At 71.0% G+C, this 17,155-nt stretch carries 18 protein-coding genes; 2 read left to right on the top strand and 16 right to left on the bottom strand.

Annotation, left to right across the window (positions count from 1 at the left end; translation table 11 throughout):
• Position 1 precedes the first annotated feature (1 nt).
• Positions 2-298 carry a CHY zinc finger protein gene (locus AC1DY2_RS04330; RefSeq protein ID WP_476761288.1) on the top strand — a complete coding sequence of 99 codons (297 nt, stop codon included), beginning with the start codon at positions 2-4 and terminating at the stop codon, positions 296-298.
• Positions 299-332: 34 nt separating this feature from the next.
• Here AC1DY2_RS04330 and AC1DY2_RS04325 read toward each other — a convergent pair whose 3' ends face one another.
• The 3 genes from AC1DY2_RS04325 to AC1DY2_RS04315 form a co-directional block, all read right to left on the bottom strand.
• Positions 333-1,376: a lysostaphin resistance A-like protein gene (locus AC1DY2_RS04325; protein ID WP_476761287.1), complete on the bottom strand. Its 1,044-nt coding sequence runs from the start codon at positions 1,374-1,376 to the stop codon at positions 333-335.
• Between the two features lie 124 nt (positions 1,377-1,500).
• Complete coding sequence (locus AC1DY2_RS04320; protein ID WP_476761286.1) at positions 1,501-2,007, bottom strand: MarR family winged helix-turn-helix transcriptional regulator; 507 nt, start codon at positions 2,005-2,007, stop codon at positions 1,501-1,503.
• A 37-nt stretch (positions 2,008-2,044) separates the two neighbouring features.
• Complete coding sequence (locus tag AC1DY2_RS04315) at positions 2,045-2,614, bottom strand: NADPH-dependent FMN reductase (RefSeq protein ID WP_476761285.1); 570 nt, start codon at positions 2,612-2,614, stop codon at positions 2,045-2,047.
• Between the two features lie 159 nt (positions 2,615-2,773).
• On the opposite strand from AC1DY2_RS04315, the gene AC1DY2_RS04310 reads away from it, so the two are divergent.
• On the top strand, positions 2,774-4,186 hold the full coding sequence (locus AC1DY2_RS04310; RefSeq protein ID WP_476761284.1) for a carboxylesterase family protein: 1,413 nt from the start codon (positions 2,774-2,776) through the stop codon (positions 4,184-4,186).
• 46 nt (positions 4,187-4,232) lie between these two features.
• Here AC1DY2_RS04310 and AC1DY2_RS04305 read toward each other — a convergent pair whose 3' ends face one another.
• The 13 genes from AC1DY2_RS04305 to AC1DY2_RS04245 form a co-directional block, all read right to left on the bottom strand.
• The gene (locus tag AC1DY2_RS04305; protein WP_476761283.1) at positions 4,233-5,150 is read right to left on the bottom strand and encodes an aldo/keto reductase; all 918 of its coding nucleotides are present in this window, start codon (positions 5,148-5,150) and stop codon (positions 4,233-4,235) included.
• Positions 5,151-5,193: 43 nt separating this feature from the next.
• Complete coding sequence (locus tag AC1DY2_RS04300; protein ID WP_476761289.1) at positions 5,194-6,435, bottom strand: RNA polymerase sigma factor; 1,242 nt, start codon at positions 6,433-6,435, stop codon at positions 5,194-5,196.
• Entirely contained in the window at positions 6,432-6,767 is a 336-nt protein-coding gene (locus AC1DY2_RS04295; protein ID WP_476761282.1) for a YciI family protein, read from the bottom strand. Before AC1DY2_RS04295 ends, AC1DY2_RS04300 begins: the two co-directional genes overlap by 4 nt.
• Before the next feature lie 51 nt (positions 6,768-6,818).
• A complete protein-coding gene (locus AC1DY2_RS04290) occupies positions 6,819-7,418 on the bottom strand; it encodes a dihydrofolate reductase family protein (RefSeq protein ID WP_476761281.1) in 600 nt (199 codons plus the stop codon).
• 152 nt (positions 7,419-7,570) lie between these two features.
• The gene (locus AC1DY2_RS04285) at positions 7,571-8,827 is read right to left on the bottom strand and encodes a four-carbon acid sugar kinase family protein (RefSeq protein WP_476761280.1); all 1,257 of its coding nucleotides are present in this window, start codon (positions 8,825-8,827) and stop codon (positions 7,571-7,573) included.
• Between the two features lie 83 nt (positions 8,828-8,910).
• On the bottom strand, positions 8,911-10,230 hold the full coding sequence (locus AC1DY2_RS04280; protein WP_476761279.1) for an MFS transporter: 1,320 nt from the start codon (positions 10,228-10,230) through the stop codon (positions 8,911-8,913).
• A 75-nt stretch (positions 10,231-10,305) separates the two neighbouring features.
• Positions 10,306-11,052 (bottom strand): FadR/GntR family transcriptional regulator, encoded by a 747-nt coding sequence (locus AC1DY2_RS04275; protein ID WP_476761278.1) that lies wholly within the window; start codon positions 11,050-11,052, stop codon positions 10,306-10,308.
• Positions 11,053-11,140: 88 nt separating this feature from the next.
• Positions 11,141-12,502 carry an NAD(P)H-dependent oxidoreductase gene (locus AC1DY2_RS04270; RefSeq protein ID WP_476761277.1) on the bottom strand — a complete coding sequence of 454 codons (1,362 nt, stop codon included), beginning with the start codon at positions 12,500-12,502 and terminating at the stop codon, positions 11,141-11,143.
• A gap of 192 nt (positions 12,503-12,694) precedes the next feature.
• The gene (locus AC1DY2_RS04265) at positions 12,695-13,489 is read right to left on the bottom strand and encodes an alpha/beta fold hydrolase (RefSeq protein ID WP_476761276.1); all 795 of its coding nucleotides are present in this window, start codon (positions 13,487-13,489) and stop codon (positions 12,695-12,697) included.
• Between the two features lie 27 nt (positions 13,490-13,516).
• Positions 13,517-14,881, bottom strand: a complete 1,365-nt coding sequence (locus AC1DY2_RS04260; RefSeq protein ID WP_476761275.1) for a class I SAM-dependent methyltransferase — start codon at positions 14,879-14,881, stop codon at positions 13,517-13,519.
• Positions 14,878-16,257: an FAD-binding oxidoreductase gene (locus AC1DY2_RS04255; RefSeq protein WP_476761274.1), complete on the bottom strand. Its 1,380-nt coding sequence runs from the start codon at positions 16,255-16,257 to the stop codon at positions 14,878-14,880. The genes AC1DY2_RS04260 and AC1DY2_RS04255 overlap by 4 nt, the downstream gene beginning before the upstream one ends.
• Positions 16,258-16,266: 9 nt before the next feature.
• On the bottom strand, positions 16,267-16,767 hold the full coding sequence (locus AC1DY2_RS04250; RefSeq protein WP_476761273.1) for a bifunctional nuclease family protein: 501 nt from the start codon (positions 16,765-16,767) through the stop codon (positions 16,267-16,269).
• A gap of 103 nt (positions 16,768-16,870) precedes the next feature.
• Positions 16,871-17,155: efflux RND transporter permease subunit (locus AC1DY2_RS04245; RefSeq protein ID WP_476761272.1), on the bottom strand; the 285-nt coding region annotated here is incomplete at its 5' end.

The following is a 17,155-nucleotide window of genomic DNA, read 5'->3' as shown; positions in this document are numbered from 1 at the left end:
CATGACCCGCTGCGTGCACTATCGCACCGAGGTCGACATCGTGGCGATCCGGTTCGCGTGCTGCGGCACGTACTACCCGTGCCACCGCTGCCACGAGGAGACCGCCGACCACGAGGCGACGCAGTGGCCGATCGACAAGCGCGACCGCGAGGCGGTGCTGTGCGGCGCCTGCGGCACCGAGCTCACGATCGACGCCTACCTCGGCACGACCGAGTGCCCGAGCTGCCACGCGCCGTTCAACGAGCGCTGCCGGCTGCACACCCACCTCTACTTCGAGACGGAGCCCGCCGAACGCTGATCGAGAGGGCCGACGCTGAGGGATGCCGCCAGCCTCAGCCGAGCCGAGCGTCCACCCGATCCGCGCGGAACTGCCCGGCCAGCACGAGTGCGGCGATCACGACCGCGAAGACGCCGCACGCGATGAGCCCGACGGGACCCGCCAGCCACGCCGGCGGGATCGGCGAGCCGGCGGCGACGAACAGCGCCGCCAGACCCGCCGAAGCGTTGAACGCGCCGTGCCCGAAGACCGCCGGCCACACCGATCCGGTGCGCAGTCGCGTCCACCCGAGGAGGACGCCGAACAGCATGCCCGCGAGGATCATGAGCAGCACGCCCCACGCATCGGTCAGGCCGTAGTTGTAGCCGAGCAGGATGAGCGGGGTGTGCCAGAACCCCCAGAAGGCGCCCGAGAGCAGCAGCGCCGGCCACACGCCGAGCGGTCGCAGCGCGGGCAGCAGCCAGCCGCGCCAGCCCACTTCCTCGCCGAACGCGAGCGGCGCGTTGAGCACCGCGCCGAGCGGGATCATGACCAGCTGCATCGCGACGATCACGCCGACCGGCGGCAACGGGGAACCGGCCGGCAGGGTCGCCTCGAGCTGCTCGGCGAAGCCCGAGAACCCGACGAGGTCGAACTGCGCGAACCCCAGCAGACCCACCACGGCCAGACCCGCAGCAACGAGGAGCGGCATCACGAGGATCGTCACCACGGTGAAGGCGACGCTGCGACCGACCGGCCGCAGCGGCCACATGCCGAGCTCGCGCAGGATGCCGCGGGCGCCCCGCCTGCCGCGCCGGCGGCGCTCGACGCGCAGCGCCGCGACCGTGCCAGCCGCGGGCGTCAACATCATGGCCGCCGCGATCAGGGGCAGCAGCGGGTCGGCCATGCCCTCGCCCCGGAGCCAGAGCGGCAGCGCGACGAGCCAGGCCAGCCCGCACGCGGTGACCGCGAAGACGATGACCGCCACCCAGTCCACGCGCGAGGGAAGGTCGTCGGGCTCCGCGCTCGGACGCGTCGCGATCGGCGCCGGCGTCGGGGCCGGCACGAGGTGCGCCTCGGGGTCGGGTCGGATCGCGGTGTCGTGGGTGTCATCGGTCACGAGCAGCACGCTACCGAGCCGACGACCCGGTGGGATCCGCCGCACGACGGAGGTCGATCCTCCATGCGTTGGGAACCTGTGGCAGCATCGGCCCGCGCCCCGCAGCATCCCGCGAGCGCGCCCGTCAACCGCCGTCGCGCACGAGGCGGCGCAGCAGCCCGGCGAGTGTCGCCTGCTCGTCACGACTCAGGCCGCGCAGCGCCTCGCCCTCGCGACCGGCGAGCTCGCGCATGGCCTCGTCGACGTGGGTGGCACCGTCATCGGTGAGGCGCACGAGCACGCTCCGGGCGTCATTGGGGTTGGGGCGGCGCTCGACGAGCCCGCGCCGGGTGAGGTTGTCGAGCCGGTTCGTCATGGCCGCGCTGCCGATCATCGTCGCGGCGATGAGCTGGCGGGGGCTGAGCTCGTGTGGCGGCTCCTCGCGCCGCAGCGCGGCGAGCACGTCGAACTCCCACGCCGCGAGCCCGGCCGCGCTGAACGCGTCGGCGCGCAGGTGCGCCAGCCGGTTGGCCGCCCGTCGCAGTCGTGACATGACGTCGAGCGGCGTGAGGTCGACCCCGGGAAGCCGGCGCGACCACGCGTCGATGATCAGGTCGACGTCGTCGTCGCGATCGCTCGGCGTGGGGGCCATACCTTCGAACGTACCTCGATCGCGAGCCGGGCCGGCCCTATTGCCGCGGCAGCACGGTCAGCACGCGCTGGATGTGCTCGCGGAACTCCGCCATGAATCCCGTCAGGAACTCCTCCGTGCCGGCGTTGCGGATCTCGCCGTCGTCGCCGAAGGTCTCGGGCGAGTACTGGATGTACGCCTCGGGCGCCGTCATCTGGCGGGCGTTGCAGAAGCTCAGCACCGCACGCAGGCTCTGCTGCGCGAGCGCCGTGCCGATCGACCCGACCGATGCCCCGACCACCGCGGCCGGGATGTGGTCGAACGAGTTCTGGCCCCACGGCCGCGACGCCCAGTCGATCGCGTTCTTCAGCGCGCCCGGGATCGACCGGTTGTACTCCGGCGTCACGAAGAGCACGGCGTCGGATGCCGCGATCGCCTCCTTGAGGGCCAGGGCCTGCGGCGGGTAGTCGTGGTCGTAGTCCTGGCTGTACAGCGGCAGGTTCCCGATCGGGATCTCGGTGAAGGCGAGGTCGTCGGGTGCGACCCGGATCAACGCCTTCGAGAGGATCCGGTTGACGGACGTCGACGACAGGCTGCCGACGAAATAGCCGACCTGGTATGCGGGCATGATGCACTCCTCACTCGAGCGCCTCACGCTACGCTCGCGATCTCCGCGGCACGAGGGGTTGCGGAGTCGCCACCCGGGCGTCGAGGCTCGGTGCGGGTGCCCGGTGCCGAGTTTCGGGTGTCGGTACCCGAACCTACGATGGACCGCGGAGGCAGACCCATGAGCGAGCAGGCCCTGAACGCGCATCCCGTCGGTGACGGCGCCGACGGCATGCGCCCGGGCGAGCACTCCTGGCCCGGCGACCTCACCACCGTCGACACTCGCTTCGGCGTGTTCGCGGCCGTCGACGACGGCGAGGTCACCCGCATCCGCAACATCCGCTACGCCGTCGCCGAGCGCTTCGCGCCGCCGGTGCCGGTCGAGCCCGACCCGCGCGAGGCGTCCGCCCGGCAGTACCAGCGGCTCGGGTGCCCGCAGCCGCCCGCCTCGAGCGACGGCCTCTTCGGCGGCACGATGCGCGGCGTCGAGTTCGACGAGGACTGCCTGCGGCTCTCGATCACGCGCCCGGCCGACTGGGCCGGCGAGGCCCTGCCCGTCATGGTGTGGGTGCACGGCGGCTCCTACGTCTCGGGCGCGGGCGACGTCGGCGGTTACGATCCCGCCGCGCTCGTGCACGAGCAGCGCGTCGTCGTGGTCACGATCACCTACCGGCTCGGCGTGCTGGGGTTCCTCGGCGGCGGCGAGCCGGGCGGCCGGCCGGCCAACCTCGGCCTGCTCGACCTCGTCGAGGCCCTGCGGTGGGTCCGCTCGCGCATCGACGCGTTCGGCGGCGACCCCGGGCGGGTGACGGTCTTCGGCCAGTCGGCGGGCGCCGATGCGATCGCGCACCTGCTCGTGGCATCCGGAGCCGAGGGGCTCGTGAACCGGGCGATCGTGCAGAGCGCGCCGTTCGGCATCCGGCAGCGACGGCGTCGCCTGCAGGAGCGGATGCGGCGGGCGGCGGGTCCGCTGGCTCCGGATGCCGCGCTCGACGAGCTCTYCGCCGCGCAGGACCGGGCGGCGCGCGCGGCTGCCGGGTTCGGATTGCGCTCGGGCATGCCGTTCAGCCCCCAGTACGGGCACGCGCCGCTGCCGCTGGAGCGCGCGGTGGCAGCCGGCTGGCGGCGGCGAGCCCCCGAGCTCGAGGTGCTCGTGACCTCGACCACCGAGGAGGCCGCGTTCTTCCTCGAGCTCGCGCCGAAGCTGAAGTCGCTCACGTCGAGGCGGGTGATCGGGCCCCCGATCCGGTTCGCGCTCGTGCGCGTCGTGACGAGCGCCGTGTACACGCGGGGTGCCCGGCGCTTCGCGCGGCTGCTCGCCCGCGGTGGCGGCCGGGTGCAGGTCGCCCGATTCGACGGGCGGCCCGAGGGCAGTCGCATCGGCTCGGCCCACGCCATCGAGCTCGCGCTGCTGTTCCCCAATGAGGTCGCGTGGGCGCCGGCGCGGCTGCTCGCGCCGCACGGCGCCGAGTCGCTCGTCGAGGCGGGCGCACCGCTGCGTGCCGCGTGGGGCGAGTTCGCTCGCACGGGGCGCATCGTCGAGCGGCACGTGCGACTCGGTCGAGGCTGGCGCGGCGGACTGAAGGTGCGCTGACCTCGGCGAGGGTGCGCCGACCCACGAGGGTGCGCCGACCCGACGATCAGCCGCCTGCGGTCAGCTCGGCGACCTCGGCCCACAGTTCGTCGGGAATCACGGCCTCGCGGTTGGCGACGAGCTCGCGCACCCGGTCGGGATGCGAGACCCCGACGAGGGTCGACGTGATTCGCGCGTCGCGTGTCGAGAACTGCAGGGCGACGGCGGCCAGGTCGACCCCGTACGAGTCGCAGAGCGCCCGGAGCCGCTCGGTGCGTGCCACGACCTCGGGGTCGGGCTCGCGGTACTGGTACCGGGGCTTCTGCTCGAGCGGCTTGGCGAGCAGGCCGCTGGCATAGGGGGCGGCGTTGAGATAGGTCATGCCCAGCTCGACCACCTTGGTGATGAGCGGGCTCGCCGACTGGTCGAGCAGCGTGAACCGGTTGTGGTTGAGCAGCACGTCGAAGACACCCAGGTCGACGTACTGTTCCATCGCCTCGAGGTCACCGCCGGCGACGCCGATCGCGGTGACCAGCCCCTCCTCCTTGAGCTGGCGCATGCCCTCGAGCGCGCCGCCCGGGGCCGTGATCTCCTCGAACGCGAACCGCTCGGGGTCGTGCAGGTGGAACAGGTCGAATCGCTCCACGCCGAGGCGCTCGCAGCTCTCCTCGAACGACCGGCGCACGCGCGCGGCCGAGAAGTCCCGGCCGTCGGGGTCGGCCTTGGTGGCCAACACGAACCCGTCGGGAAGTCCGCCGGCCCGCTCGATCGCGACGCCGATGCGCCGCTCGCTCTCCCCCTTGCCGTACTCGTTCGACGTGTCGAGGAAGTTGATCGGGGTCTCGAAGACGGCCTCGACCGTGGCGATCGCGCGATCCTCGTCGACCCCGTAGCCGTACGTCTGCGGCATGCCGCCGAGCGGACTCGTGCCGACGCAGAGATCGGACACGGTGATGCCGGTCGTGCCGACGCGGTTGAACTCCATGGTTCCTCCTGGCGAGAAGTCCTCGAGCAAAGCTGGGTCCTCCTCATTCTCGACCGGACGACCCCAGTTCGTCGCGTCGGCGTGACAGGTGGGCCCGTTCGGCAGTGTTGCCGGCGAGCGCGATCGCCCGGTCGTAGGCGTTGCGCGCCTCCGCTCGACGCCCGAGCCGGCGCAGGAGCTCCGCACGCGTGGCGTGGAATGCGTGATAGCCGCCGAGCGCGTCTCCCACCCGGTCGACGGCCCTCAATGCGGCATCCGGCCCCTCGAGCTCGCCGACCGCTATCGCGCGGTTGAGGGCGACGATCGGCGAGGCATCGAGTCGCTGCAGCTGGTCGTACAGGGCGACGACCTGCGACCAGTCGGTGTCGCGGGCGTCCCGCRCATCGGTGTGCACCGCGTTGATCGCCGCCAGCAGCTGGTAGCGGCCGGGAGCCGCGCCCGAGTCCAGGCGCTCGCGCACCAGCCGGTGCCCCTCCTCGATCAGCGCGCCATCCCACAGCCGGCAGTCCTGCTCCGCGAGCGGCACGAGCTCGCCTGCGGCAGAGAGACGAGCCGGGCGGCGTGCCTCGGTGAGCAGCATCAGCGCCAGCAGTCCGGCCACCTCCCCGTCGTCGGGAAGCAGTTCGCGGATCAGCCGGGTCAGGCGGATCGCCTCGGCCGTCAGGTCGGCACGCACCGGGTCGGTGTCGGAACCGGTGGCGAGGTACCCCTCGTTGAAGACGAGGAACAGCACGGCGAGCACGCCGGTGATGCGCGCCGGCAGATCCCGCGCCGACGGCACCCGATAGGGGATGCCGGCGGCGGCGATCTTGCCCTTGGCGCGGGTGAGGCGCTGCGCCATGGTGCGCTCCTGCACGAGGAAGCCCTCGGCGATCTGCGGCACGGTGAGGCCGCCGACCAGGCGGAGGGTCAGCGCGATCCGTGCCTCCATCGCCAGGGCGGGGTGGCAGCACGTGAAGATCAACCGGAGCCGGTCGTCATCGATGACGCCGAGCGGTTCGGGCGGGTCGTGGTCGGTCAGCATCAGTGCCTCCCGGTGCTTGTCGGCGCGCTTGTGCTCGCGCCGGATGCGGTCGATCGCCTTGCGATTGGCGGTCGTGGTGAGCCACGCGCCGGGGTTGGGCGGCACGCCGTCGGCCGGCCACCGTTCGACGGCGGTCGCGAACGCCTCGGCCGCCGACTCCTCGGCGAGGTCGAGGTCGCCGAAGCGCTTGGCGAGCGAGGCCACCACCCGGGCCCACTCCTCGCGGTGCGCYCGGGTGATCGCCGTTCGGGCGTCGATCAGTCCTCCGGGCCCAGYAGCGGCCGCACCTCGAGCCGCCGGTTGCACGCCTTGGACCCGTCGGCCATGAGTGCGAGCGCGACGTCGAGGTCGGGCGCCTCGATGATCCAGAGGCCCGCCATGTGCTCCTTGGACTCGATGAAGGGTCCGTCCGTGAAGACGGGCTCCTCGCCTCGGCCGTCGATGACCGTCGCGGTACTCGGGTCGGCGAGGCCGGCCGCGAACACCCAGTGGCCGCCAGCCCTGAGCCGGTCGTTGAACGCGTCGATCGCGACCGCCTCCTCGGGCGTGCCCGAGTTGGTGCGGTGGTCGATCACGGAAACCAGGTACTGCATCTCACACCTCCGAGTGCGATTCAGGTGCCATTGTGCGACGGATGCCGCGTGCTACGCGTACTGCGGACGCCCGGCGGGTCGGTACGTCTGCACCGTGATGCCCGTCGGGAAGGTGCGCGACTCGAGGAGCTCGAGGGCGAAGTCCTTGCCCGAGTCGGGGAACAGGCGCGTGCCGGCACCCACGATGACCGGGCAGACGATCAGCGTCATCTCGTCGACGAGCTCGTGCTCGAGCAGCCAGCGGATCAGCCGGCCGCTGCCGTGCACCTGCAGTTCGCCGCCCGGCTGGGCCTTGAGGTCCCGGATGGCGGCCTCGAGGTCGCCCGAGAGCACGGTCGAGTCCGCCCAGCCCGGGTCGGTGATCGTGTTCGAGGCGACGTACTTGGGGCGGGTGTTCAGCGCGCCCGAGAACGGGTTCTCGCTCGCGTCGCGAACGCCCCAGTACCCGGCGAAGAGCTCGAAGGTGCGCCGGCCGAACAGGAACGCGTCGGCGCGCTGGTAGAAGTCTGCGATGTAGCCGACCGATTCCTCATCGCCGACGGGGATCGCCCACCCACCCCGCTCGAATCCCGGGTCGAGGTCGGGGTTGTTCCCGCCGTTCGCCTGCATGACGCCGTCGACGGTGATCTGGGTGTTGGTGACGAGCTTCATGATCGTGGTCCCTCTCTCGAGCCGCCCCTGCGGCGACCTCTCACCCCTGCTACGAACGGGAGGGGCCGGATGCGACAGCGCCGCCCCGACATTCTCGTGAGGATATCGGCGAGCGTATCGACGTGGCGGCGGGACCGCCGATCGGGTCCGACTCAGGCGGCGCGCAGCCCCAGCGAGTCGAGCACGCGCACGAGGGTGTCGGGAGCACCGACATTGCCGGGGACGACGACATAGAGCAGCTCCCGGCCGTCGTGGGTATTGAGCCGCCAGACCGACACGCCGGGGAGCACCTGCCCCACCACCACGGCCGACGTCGCGCCGATGCCGACGCGGGCCACCTCGGCCGACGTGATGCCGCCTTTCGACACGACGACCTCCACCTCGGGAAGCAGCGCACGCACTGCGGTGGTAAGGGCGGCCATCACCTTCTCACCGTGTGCGAGCGTGTTGTGCGTGGCCGACCGATCGCGCTCGCTCGTCACGATGGCGAGTGGATGCACGGCGAGGTGTGCCCTGGCAGCCTCGGCTGCCGTCCACCCCGCGGACGCCGGCTCGGCGAGGGCGGCGTCCGTGTCGATGACGGCGGGAGCGCCCCACGACGCGACGAGCGGCGCGAGCTGGGCGGTCGCGCCCGCCGTGTGCGAGCCGCACACGACCAGCACGGGGCCAGGTTCCGGGATCAGGGGCGGCTCGAGCAGTGAACGGCTCGCGACGCCGGCGAGTTCGGCCGCGAGCGGTGCCGCGCAGCGCACGACCACGTCGACTCCCGCCGTCGTCATCGCCTCCACGGCGCGGGCGATGGCGGCGATATCATCGGCGTCGACCGCGTCGGGCACGATGACGGTGCCGGCCGGCGCGTTCGCGATCGTATCGGCGAGTGACGCGCCGTCACCGCGAACGGCGGACAGCGGGACCGACACGCCCGTGCGGCCCGACTGCTCGGCGACGTAGTCGACGAGCACGCCCGTGGAGAACCCGAACACCGGGTCATCCGCGTATTCGCTCTCTTGGGCGGGCACGTCGACACCGTCGACGCGCACGAGATGCACGCCGTCGCGGGTCGTGCGCCCGCCGTCGGGAAAGGCCGGCACGAAGAGCATGACCGCGCCGTCGTCGAGGAAGACCTCGGTCTCCGCGAAGACGTGGCCCCGGAGGGTCGAGTCGCCGCGGAGGACGAAGCGCACCTCGTCGCCGAGGCGCCGGGCGGCCTCCTCCCCGTCGGCGCGGATGCCTCGCACCAGCGCCACGGCGGTCGGCTCGTCGAGCGCGCGGCTGTTGGTCTGCACGTACACGCTGTCGGCCTTCCGCAGGGCGTCGGTCAGCAGGTCGGCGTCGCTCTCGAGGAGCACGGTGACGCCCGTGGCCGACTGCGTGCCGGTGGGGTCGTCGTCCAGGACGATGGTCTTCATGGTGATTCCTTGGTCGGGAGCGAGGAGGCGCAGCGAATGCCCGTGGAGGACGGGCCGGCGCGTGGGCCGGCCCGTCCGGGGCTTCACGCCTTGGCGATGATCTCGTCGACCCGGGCGCGGTCATTCGGGCCCCAGGTCTCGCGGGTGACCAGCGTGCCGATGAGGCCGAGCAGGCCGCAGCCGAGGTAGACCCAGGCCACACCGCCCCAACCGAGGGGCACGGCGACCGCGGTCGCGATGAGCGGGATGAACCCCGAGATCGCCGCCGAGAACTGGTAGCCGATCGACGCGCCCGAGGAGCGGATGTTGGTGCTGAACAGCTCGGAGAACCAGGCGCCCTGCGTGCCCGCGAGCGAGTCGTGGATGATCGACATGGCGATGATGTAGACGAACACGATCAGGTACGGCAGGCCGGTGTTGACGAGCAGGAACATCGGGAACGCGAACGCGATGAGCAGGATGGTGCCGAAGAGGTACATCGGTCGCCGCCCGACCCGGTCGCTCAGCGCGCCGAACAGGATGGTCGTGAAGAGCCCGATCGCGGCGGCGGTGACGAGGCCGGTGAGGGCGGTCGCCCGGTCGGTGATGGGGTCATCACCCGTCGTGAGGTACGACAGCATGTAGGTGACGATCACGTAGAACCCGCCCGACTCCGCGAGGCGCAGGGCGATGACCCGCAGGATCGTGCGCCAGTCGTTCTTGAAGACCTCCTTGAGGGGGTTCTTCACGACAAGGCCTGCGGTCTTCGTGTCGATGAACTCGGGCGACTCCGACACCTTGGCGCGGATGATGAGGCCGGCGATGATGAGCACCGACGACAGCAGGAACGGCAGCCGCCACGCGAGCTCGTTGTCGAAGTTCGTCGACCAGAGGAAGACGAGGTTGGCGAGGAGGAGGCCCAGCGGCACGCCGGCCTGCGGGATCGCCGTGTACTTGCCTCGCTTCTTCCATGGCGCGTGCTCGAACGTCATGAGGATCGCGCCGCCCCACTCCGCACCGAAGGCGATGCCCTGGATGACGCGGATGAGCACGAGGAGGATGGGAGCAAGCAACCCCACCTGCTCATAGGTCGGCAGGATGCCGATGAGCACGGTGGAGATGCCCATCAGGAGGAGCGCGCCGACGAGTACCGGCTTGCGGCCGATGCGGTCGCCGAGGTAGCCGCCGATGACGCCGCCGAGGGGGCGCATCGCGAAGCCGATGCCGAAGGTGGCGAAGCCGAGCAGGACTCCGACCACCGGATCCTCCGCGTGGAAGAACACGGTGTTGAAGTACAGCGCGGCGGCCGTGCCGTACGCCAGGAAGTCGTAGTTCTCGATGGTGGTGCCGACCGCACTGCCGATGGCGGTGCGCAGCTTGTCGGGTGAGCCGTTCTTGGCTCGGACCTGGGGGTCGATGGTCATGGTCGTCATGATCGGTTCATATCTCCCTTGATACTGGGCCGGTCGTGGCCCGTTCCCTCGGGAGCGAACCGTGGACTAGGTCCGGGCGGTGTTCCCGTGGTGAGCGTTGATCTTGTAGAAGTCGGTGATGTGCTGCTGCACGTGTTCGGCAGCGGCCGGCCCATCGCCGGCCACGATCGCCTGGAGGATCTCGCGGTGTTCTCGGCGGACGGTCTTGGCGGTCTCGCGCCAGTCCTCGAGCTCGGCGTACATCTGCACCATCTGCCGATGGATCGCCGTACGCAGCGAGCCCATGAGGTGGGCGGTCAGGGCGTTTCCCGTCGATTCCGCGATCCGCATGTGGAAGGCGGCATCCAGCCGGTTGAACTCGGAGGAGTCGATCCTGGGGTCGTCCATCCGGTCGAGGATCGCGGCGAGGTCGCCGTGGTCGTCGTCATCTGAACGGTAGGCGGCCTCCTCCACGCTCCACGCCTCGAGGGCGAGTCGGGTCTCCAGCACGTCGTTCCAGCTGAACTGCGCCAGTGCGATCTGGAGCTTGAGAAGGTTGACCATCCCGTCGCCGGGCGTCGAGAGGAGCACCGCTCCCCCATCCGGCCCACCGCCGCGACGGATCTCGACGACGCCCAGCGCCTCGAGCACCCGGAGCGATTCGCGCAGCGACGGCCGGGACACCCCGAGCGAGACGGCGAGTTCCCGTTCGCTGGGCAGGTGATCGCCCGCCTTCAGGCGCCCGTCGAGGATGCGCTCCTCGATCTGCGCCATCACCTGCTCGTACGTGCGGATGCGTTGGACCGGCTCCCAGCCCTCGCCGTTCGTCGCCATGATCGAACCCCTCCGGTCGCCGAAGTCCACGTCGAGTGGATGTCAGTGTCTCCATCGTAGTTTCCATGGTCGGACGGTCTGACCGGGCTCAGGCGGCTACGGCGTGTTCGGCGCGGAACTCGGTCTCGAGCTGCCGCCGGATCTGCACGGCGAACTGTGACTCGTCGAGCGTCACGTCGTCCCACGAGACCGTCTGGTCCTTCGGGACGTCGCGGATGAGCTTCGCCCCGTGTGCGAGGCCGAGGGGCAGCGCGTTGCGGTCGAGCGAGATGTGCGCGGGGGCCAGCTTGCCGAAGACGGTGTAGCCGCCCTCGCCGTCGAGCGTGTCGCCGGCGCGGAGGTCCTTCTTCGCGGTCGTGACGACGTCGCCGCGGAACCCGGTGGGCGCGCCCGTGGCCTCGCGGCGGAGCACCGCCGAGGCGATCGAGACCCCGAGCTCGAGCCCGATCATGTGGTACGGACGGTAGAGCGAGCCGTAGCGCCCGGTCTCGTCGGTGTGCACGCCGTACTCCTTGAAGCACTGCACGGCGTAGTCGGTGGTCGCCTCGAAGGTGACGTAGACGCCCCAGCGGAGGTTGTCGGGAACCTCGCGCCCGTCGCGGTACATGCTCGAGGCGATCTCGACCGTGCCGCGTCGGGTCAGGCTGCCGCCGGCGAACCGGTTCTCGCGGAACACGGTGGGCAGGTCGTCCTTGCTCGCCGCGGGGAAGAGCAGGCCCTCGTCCTGCGGGATGAGGCCGGTGCCATTGGCGACCGCGGCCATCTCGATCGCCGACTTGGTGCCGTCGAGGAACGAGTTGAACATCTTCGGGTTGTAGTCGCCGCTCGCGAGCTGCTCCGGCGTGAAGCCGTAGTAGTTCCACACGGTGTCGGGCGTGGAGTAGTTGTACTCGGGCAGGTACTTGGTGCCCTTGCCGGCGGCGACGACGTCGAAGCCGACCGTGCGGCACCAGTCGACGAGCTCGCAGATGAGCGCGGGCTGGTCGCCGTAGGCCATCGCGTAGATGACCCCGGCCGCCTGGGCGCGGCGCTGCAGGATCGGCCCGACCATGCAGTCGGCCTCGWCGTTGACCATGATCACGTGCTTGCCGTGGTCGATCGCGGTGACGGCGTGGTAGGTGCCGACGAGCGGGTTGCCCGTGATCTCGAGGATCACCTCGACGGCCGGGTGCGTGATGAGCGCGGTCGAGTCGTCGATCACCGCGGTACCGCCGGTACGCGCGGCCTCGTCGAGTGAGGCCGCCGCGTACCGCTCGGCCGGCCACCCGGTGCGCTCCAGGGCGTCTTTCGCCTTGGGCACGTTGATATCGGCGACGCCGACGACGTGCAGGTTGTCGCTGCCGACGGCCTGCGTCAGGAACATCGAGGCGAACTTGCCGGCGCCGATGACGCCGACGCGGATGGGCCCCGCTTCGGCGGTGCGTTGCTGCATGAGCGTGAAGAGATTCACGGACCACTCCTTTGTAGATCTCCCGGACGATGGATACCGGGCCTGAAACCTGTTGGATGAATGGTCAGACCATCATCGCGATGAAACGAGTGTATGAATGGTCTGACCATCTGTCAAGTACGGGATCTCCGGCGGGCGGGCGCGCCGAACGTCGGTCCGCCCGATCAGAAGACCGGGCCGACGCGATCCGGCTCAGCCGGCCAGGAACTCCACGGCGGCCTGGCGGAACACCCGCGAGCCGGGCGCGTTGAAGTGGTGACGGCCGGGGAGCTCGACGAACGTGCCGTTCGGCGTGGCATCCGCCAGTCGCTTCGACCGCTCGAGGATCGCGTCCTCGCTGCCGGTCGCGAAGAGGATCGGCTGCTGCGGCGGATCGGCCGGGTCGGGGTCGGCGTCGCCGAGTCGCATGCCCTCGGCGAGCGCGATGAGCGCGCGCAGGTCGTTGTGCGGCACCCGCTCGGCGAGCGTCACGTAGTTCTGGGTCACCTGGTCTTCGACGGGGGTGCCGTGCTCGGCATACGCGCGCGCCTGCTCGATCTGCAGCCGCGCGAGGGGGCGCCCGTCGGGGATGCCGCCGAGCACTGCGCGCTCGACGTGCTCGGGCACGTTCACCGCGAGCTGCCAGCCCACGCGCGCGCCGAGCGAGTACCCCGCGTATCGCACGGTGTCGAGCAGGTAGGTGTCGAGCACGGTGACGAGGTCGTCGACGAACGCGTCCATGCTGTAGTCGGATGCCTCGTGCGGCTTGTCGCTCGCGCCGTGGCCGCGCTGGTCGACGCCGAGCACGCGGAAGCCCGCGCGCAGCAGGTCGCGCACCCACCCCGTGCTCACCCAGTTGTCGCGGCAGCTCGACGCGAACCCGTGCACGCAGAGCACCGTCGGCGCATCCTCGTCGCCCCACGAGTACGTGGCGATGCGGCGGCCGTCGCCCGCCATCACGAACTGCGGCGACGGCATCTCGGTCAGGGCTGGCAGCGCGGCATCCATGTCAGCCATTCTCCCGGTGACCGGTCGTCAGGGCGTCCACCACGGCCGCAACGGCAGGTCCTCGCCGCCGCCGCGCTCGTCGGGCCGCACCGCGAGCACCTGGTGCAGCTGGATGCCGCCCGACTCGAACGCGAGCCGCGAGCCGGCCATGTAGAGTCCCCACACCTTCGCGGTCGGCAGGCCCACCTCGGCGACGGCCTCGTCCCAGCGGGCGACGAGGTTGGCGCACCAGTCGCGGAGGGTCAGCGCGTAGTGCGGCCGCAGGTTCTCCTCGTGCAGCACCTCGAACCCGACGTCCTGCGCCTCGGTGATGATGCGGCCCGACCCGGTGAGTTCGCCGTCGGGGAACACGTAGCGGTCGATGAACCCCCGCGTCGACGGGCGTGACGTGTTGTCGGGGCGGGTGATGCAGTGGTTGAGCAGCAGGCCGCCGGGGCGCAGCCGCGACTGCAGGAAGCGGAAGTACGACGCGTAGTTGCGCACGCCGATGTGCTCGAGCAGTCCGATCGACGACACGGCGTCGAAGCCCCCCTCAGCCAGGTCGCGGTAGTCGCCGAAGCGCACCTCGGCCAGGTCGGCCAGGCCCTCCTCGGCGATGGCGCGCTGCGCCCACGAGGTCTGCTCCTCCGAGAGGGTCACGCCGAGGGCCCGCACCCCGCGGCGGGCGGCGTAGCGCACCATGCCGCCCCAGCCGCAGCCGACGTCGAGCAGCCGGTCGCCGGGCTTCAGCCGCAGCTTCTCGAAGACGAGGCGGTACTTGTTCTCCTGCGCCTCGTCGAGCGTCGCGTCGGCGTTCGGATAGCAGGCGCACGTGTAGGTCATCGTCGGCCCGAGCACCCACTCGTAGAACGTGTTCGAGACGTCGTAGTGGTGGTGGATCGCCTCCGCGTCGCGCGACTTGCTGTGCCGGAGGCCTTCGGCGACGCGGCGCCAGCGCGGCGGCACCTCCTGGGGCGGCGGCGCGATCGGGCGCAGGTGCTCCACCCCGACCGAGCGGAAGACCTGCGCCATGACGCGCGGCGACGGCATCCGGAACACGAGCTCGTCCGCGAGGGCCTTGAGCAGCTCGTAGGGATCGCCGGGATGCACCCCGTGGATCTCGAGGTCGCCCGCGATGTAGGCGCGGGCGAGGCCGAGGTCGCCGCGCGCGGTGGCGAGGTACGTGGTGCCTCGCGGCGTCTTCAGCTCGATCCCGAACGGGGCGTCGGCCGGTCCGGCCGAGCTGCCGTCGTAGGCGGTGAAGTGCAGCGGCAGGCGACCGCCGGCGAAGATCTCGAGGATCTCGGCGAGGGTCAGCTTGTGCGCGGTATCGGGGTGGCTCGCGGCATCCGGATGGCTCGTCGACCCGGAGGTCTCCGTCGTGTCGGGCCGCTGGCCCTTGATCGTGGTCATCGTCGTTGCACCGCCTTCGCATAGAGGTCGAGGAGCCGTGAATCGGGGTCGTAGCGCGCCTTCGCCGCGCGGTAGTCGTCGCCGCCGTAGCGCGCGTCGAACTCGTCGCGCGCGTAGAACGCGTCGGAGTACAGCGACTTGTGGCCGTCGAGCTCGCTGACCTCGGCTTCGATCCGCCGGTTGGTCTCGCCCTCGGTCGCACCGACCGGAACGGTCGACCAGAAGCCGACGTTCACCCACGTGCGGCCTGGCTCGATCGGGTACACGGGCCACGCGGCGTCGTCGCGGAGGCGCAGGGGGCACAGCCAGACCGGCTCGATGGGCACGTTCGCGATGAACCAGTCGAGGAACTCGGCGGTGCGTTCGATCGGGATCTCGACGTCCTGGATGACGCGCTCGCGCGGAGGCCGCCCCTTCAGCCGCTCGAGGCGATCGCCGATGTCGAAGCGCCGCTCGAGCCGCATGAGCCGTGCGTACGACCGGCTGCGCCGGTAGCGCCGGGGCCAGAACCGGCGCACGAGCGGATGCTGCGCACCGAATGCCGCCGAGCACCAGAACCAGTCGGTGTCCCACCGCCACAGGTAGTCGTGCACGGTGAGGCGGTCGTGCGCGGCGCCCTCCTCGTGCCTGATGGACCGGTAGTAGATGCGCTGGCCCGTGTAGTCGCTGACGGGTCCGGATGCCGCGGTCTGCGTGCCGAGGCACAGGTACGCCTCGTTCGCGCTGAACACCACGCCGTCGAGGAAGTCCACCCGCTCCCCGTCGTGCCGGCCGGTCGCGACGATGGCGTCCATCGCGGCCACGAGCTCGCGGAGATCGTGGAACCGCACGTGCGTGAGCGCGACGAACGGCAGCACCGGCTCCAGCTCGATGCGCAGGCGCACCGCATAGCCCAGCGTGCCGTACGAGTTGGGGAACGCGCGGAACAGGTCGGCGTGCTCGTTCGGCGAGGCCGTGACCACCTCGCCGGCGCCCGTGAGGATGTCCATCTCGAGCACGGATTCGTGCGGCAGCCCGTTGCGGAACGACGTCGACTCGATGCCGAGTCCCGTCACGGCGCCGCCCAGGGTGATGGTCTTCAGCTGCGGCACGACGAGCGGGGCGAGTCCGTGGGGAAGGGTCGCCGCGACCAGGTCCTCGTAGGTGCACATGCCGGCCACGTCAGCCGTGCGGGCCTCGGGGTCGACGGCGATGACGTGCGTCAGTCCCGACGTGTCGAGGCCGGGGGCATCCGTCGCCGATCGCGACCGGAACAGGTTCGACGTGGGCTTCGCGAGACGCACCGCGGATGCCGCGGGCACGGCCCGATAGCTCTCGACCAGGCGCTCGACGCCGTGGGCGTGAGCGGTTCGTGCGTCGGTCGCGGGCGCGGACACGACCCCACGCTATCCCTGGAAGTCCTCTGGGTCGACGTCATCGAGGAACCGCTTGAACTCGTCGAGCTTCTCCTCCTCGTCGTCCTGGTCGAAGTCGACCATCTCGGCGGGAATGCCGGCCTCGTCGAGCACCTCGTCGGCCACCCAGATCGGCGCGTGCACCCGCACGGCGAGCGCGATGGCGTCGGACGGACGCGAGTCGAGCACCTGCGAGCCGGTCGGCGTCGTCAGGCTCAGCTCGGCGTAGAACGTGCCGTCGTCGATGCGGGTCACGTCGACCCGGTCGATGCGGGCGCCGAGCGTGCCGAACAGGGTGGTGATGAGGTCGTGCGACAGCGGACGGGGCGCCTGCTCGCCCTGCACGGCGATGAGGATCGAGGTGGCCTCCTGGGCACCGACCCAGATCGGCAGCACCCGGCCCTCCCCCGGCTCCTCGAGCAGCGGCTTCAGCAGCACGATGTGCTGCCGTGCGGCATCCAGCGCGACACCGAGAACGCGAACCTGGACCATGGCCCCTCCCGTCTGGCGATCGGGTGTGGTCCTGCCATCGTACGTCGCAGCGGCGCGACGCAGCCCAACCTCGCGGCGGGGCTGCGTCGCGCGTACCGGAGTGCTAGGCCAGCGAGGGCTCGGGCTCCGGCTGCGGCTCGGCGCGCTCCTCGGCCAGGGCCGCCGACGCCTTCCGGAGTGCCCGCCGCTCGCGCCGCCCCTCGACGAGGCGGTAGAGCACCGGCACGAGGATGAGCGTGAGCAGCGTCGACGAGATGAGCCCGCCGATCACCACGATCGCGAGGTCCTGCGAGATGAACCCGCTCGACCCGGTCACGCCGAGCGCCATGGGCACCAGGGCGAAGATCGTGGCGAGCGCGGTCATGAGGATCGGGCGCAGTCGCTGCTC

It is taken from the genome of Agromyces sp. P1_H4 (assembly GCF_056405255.1).
This window is presented reverse-complemented; position numbering and strand designations above follow the sequence as displayed.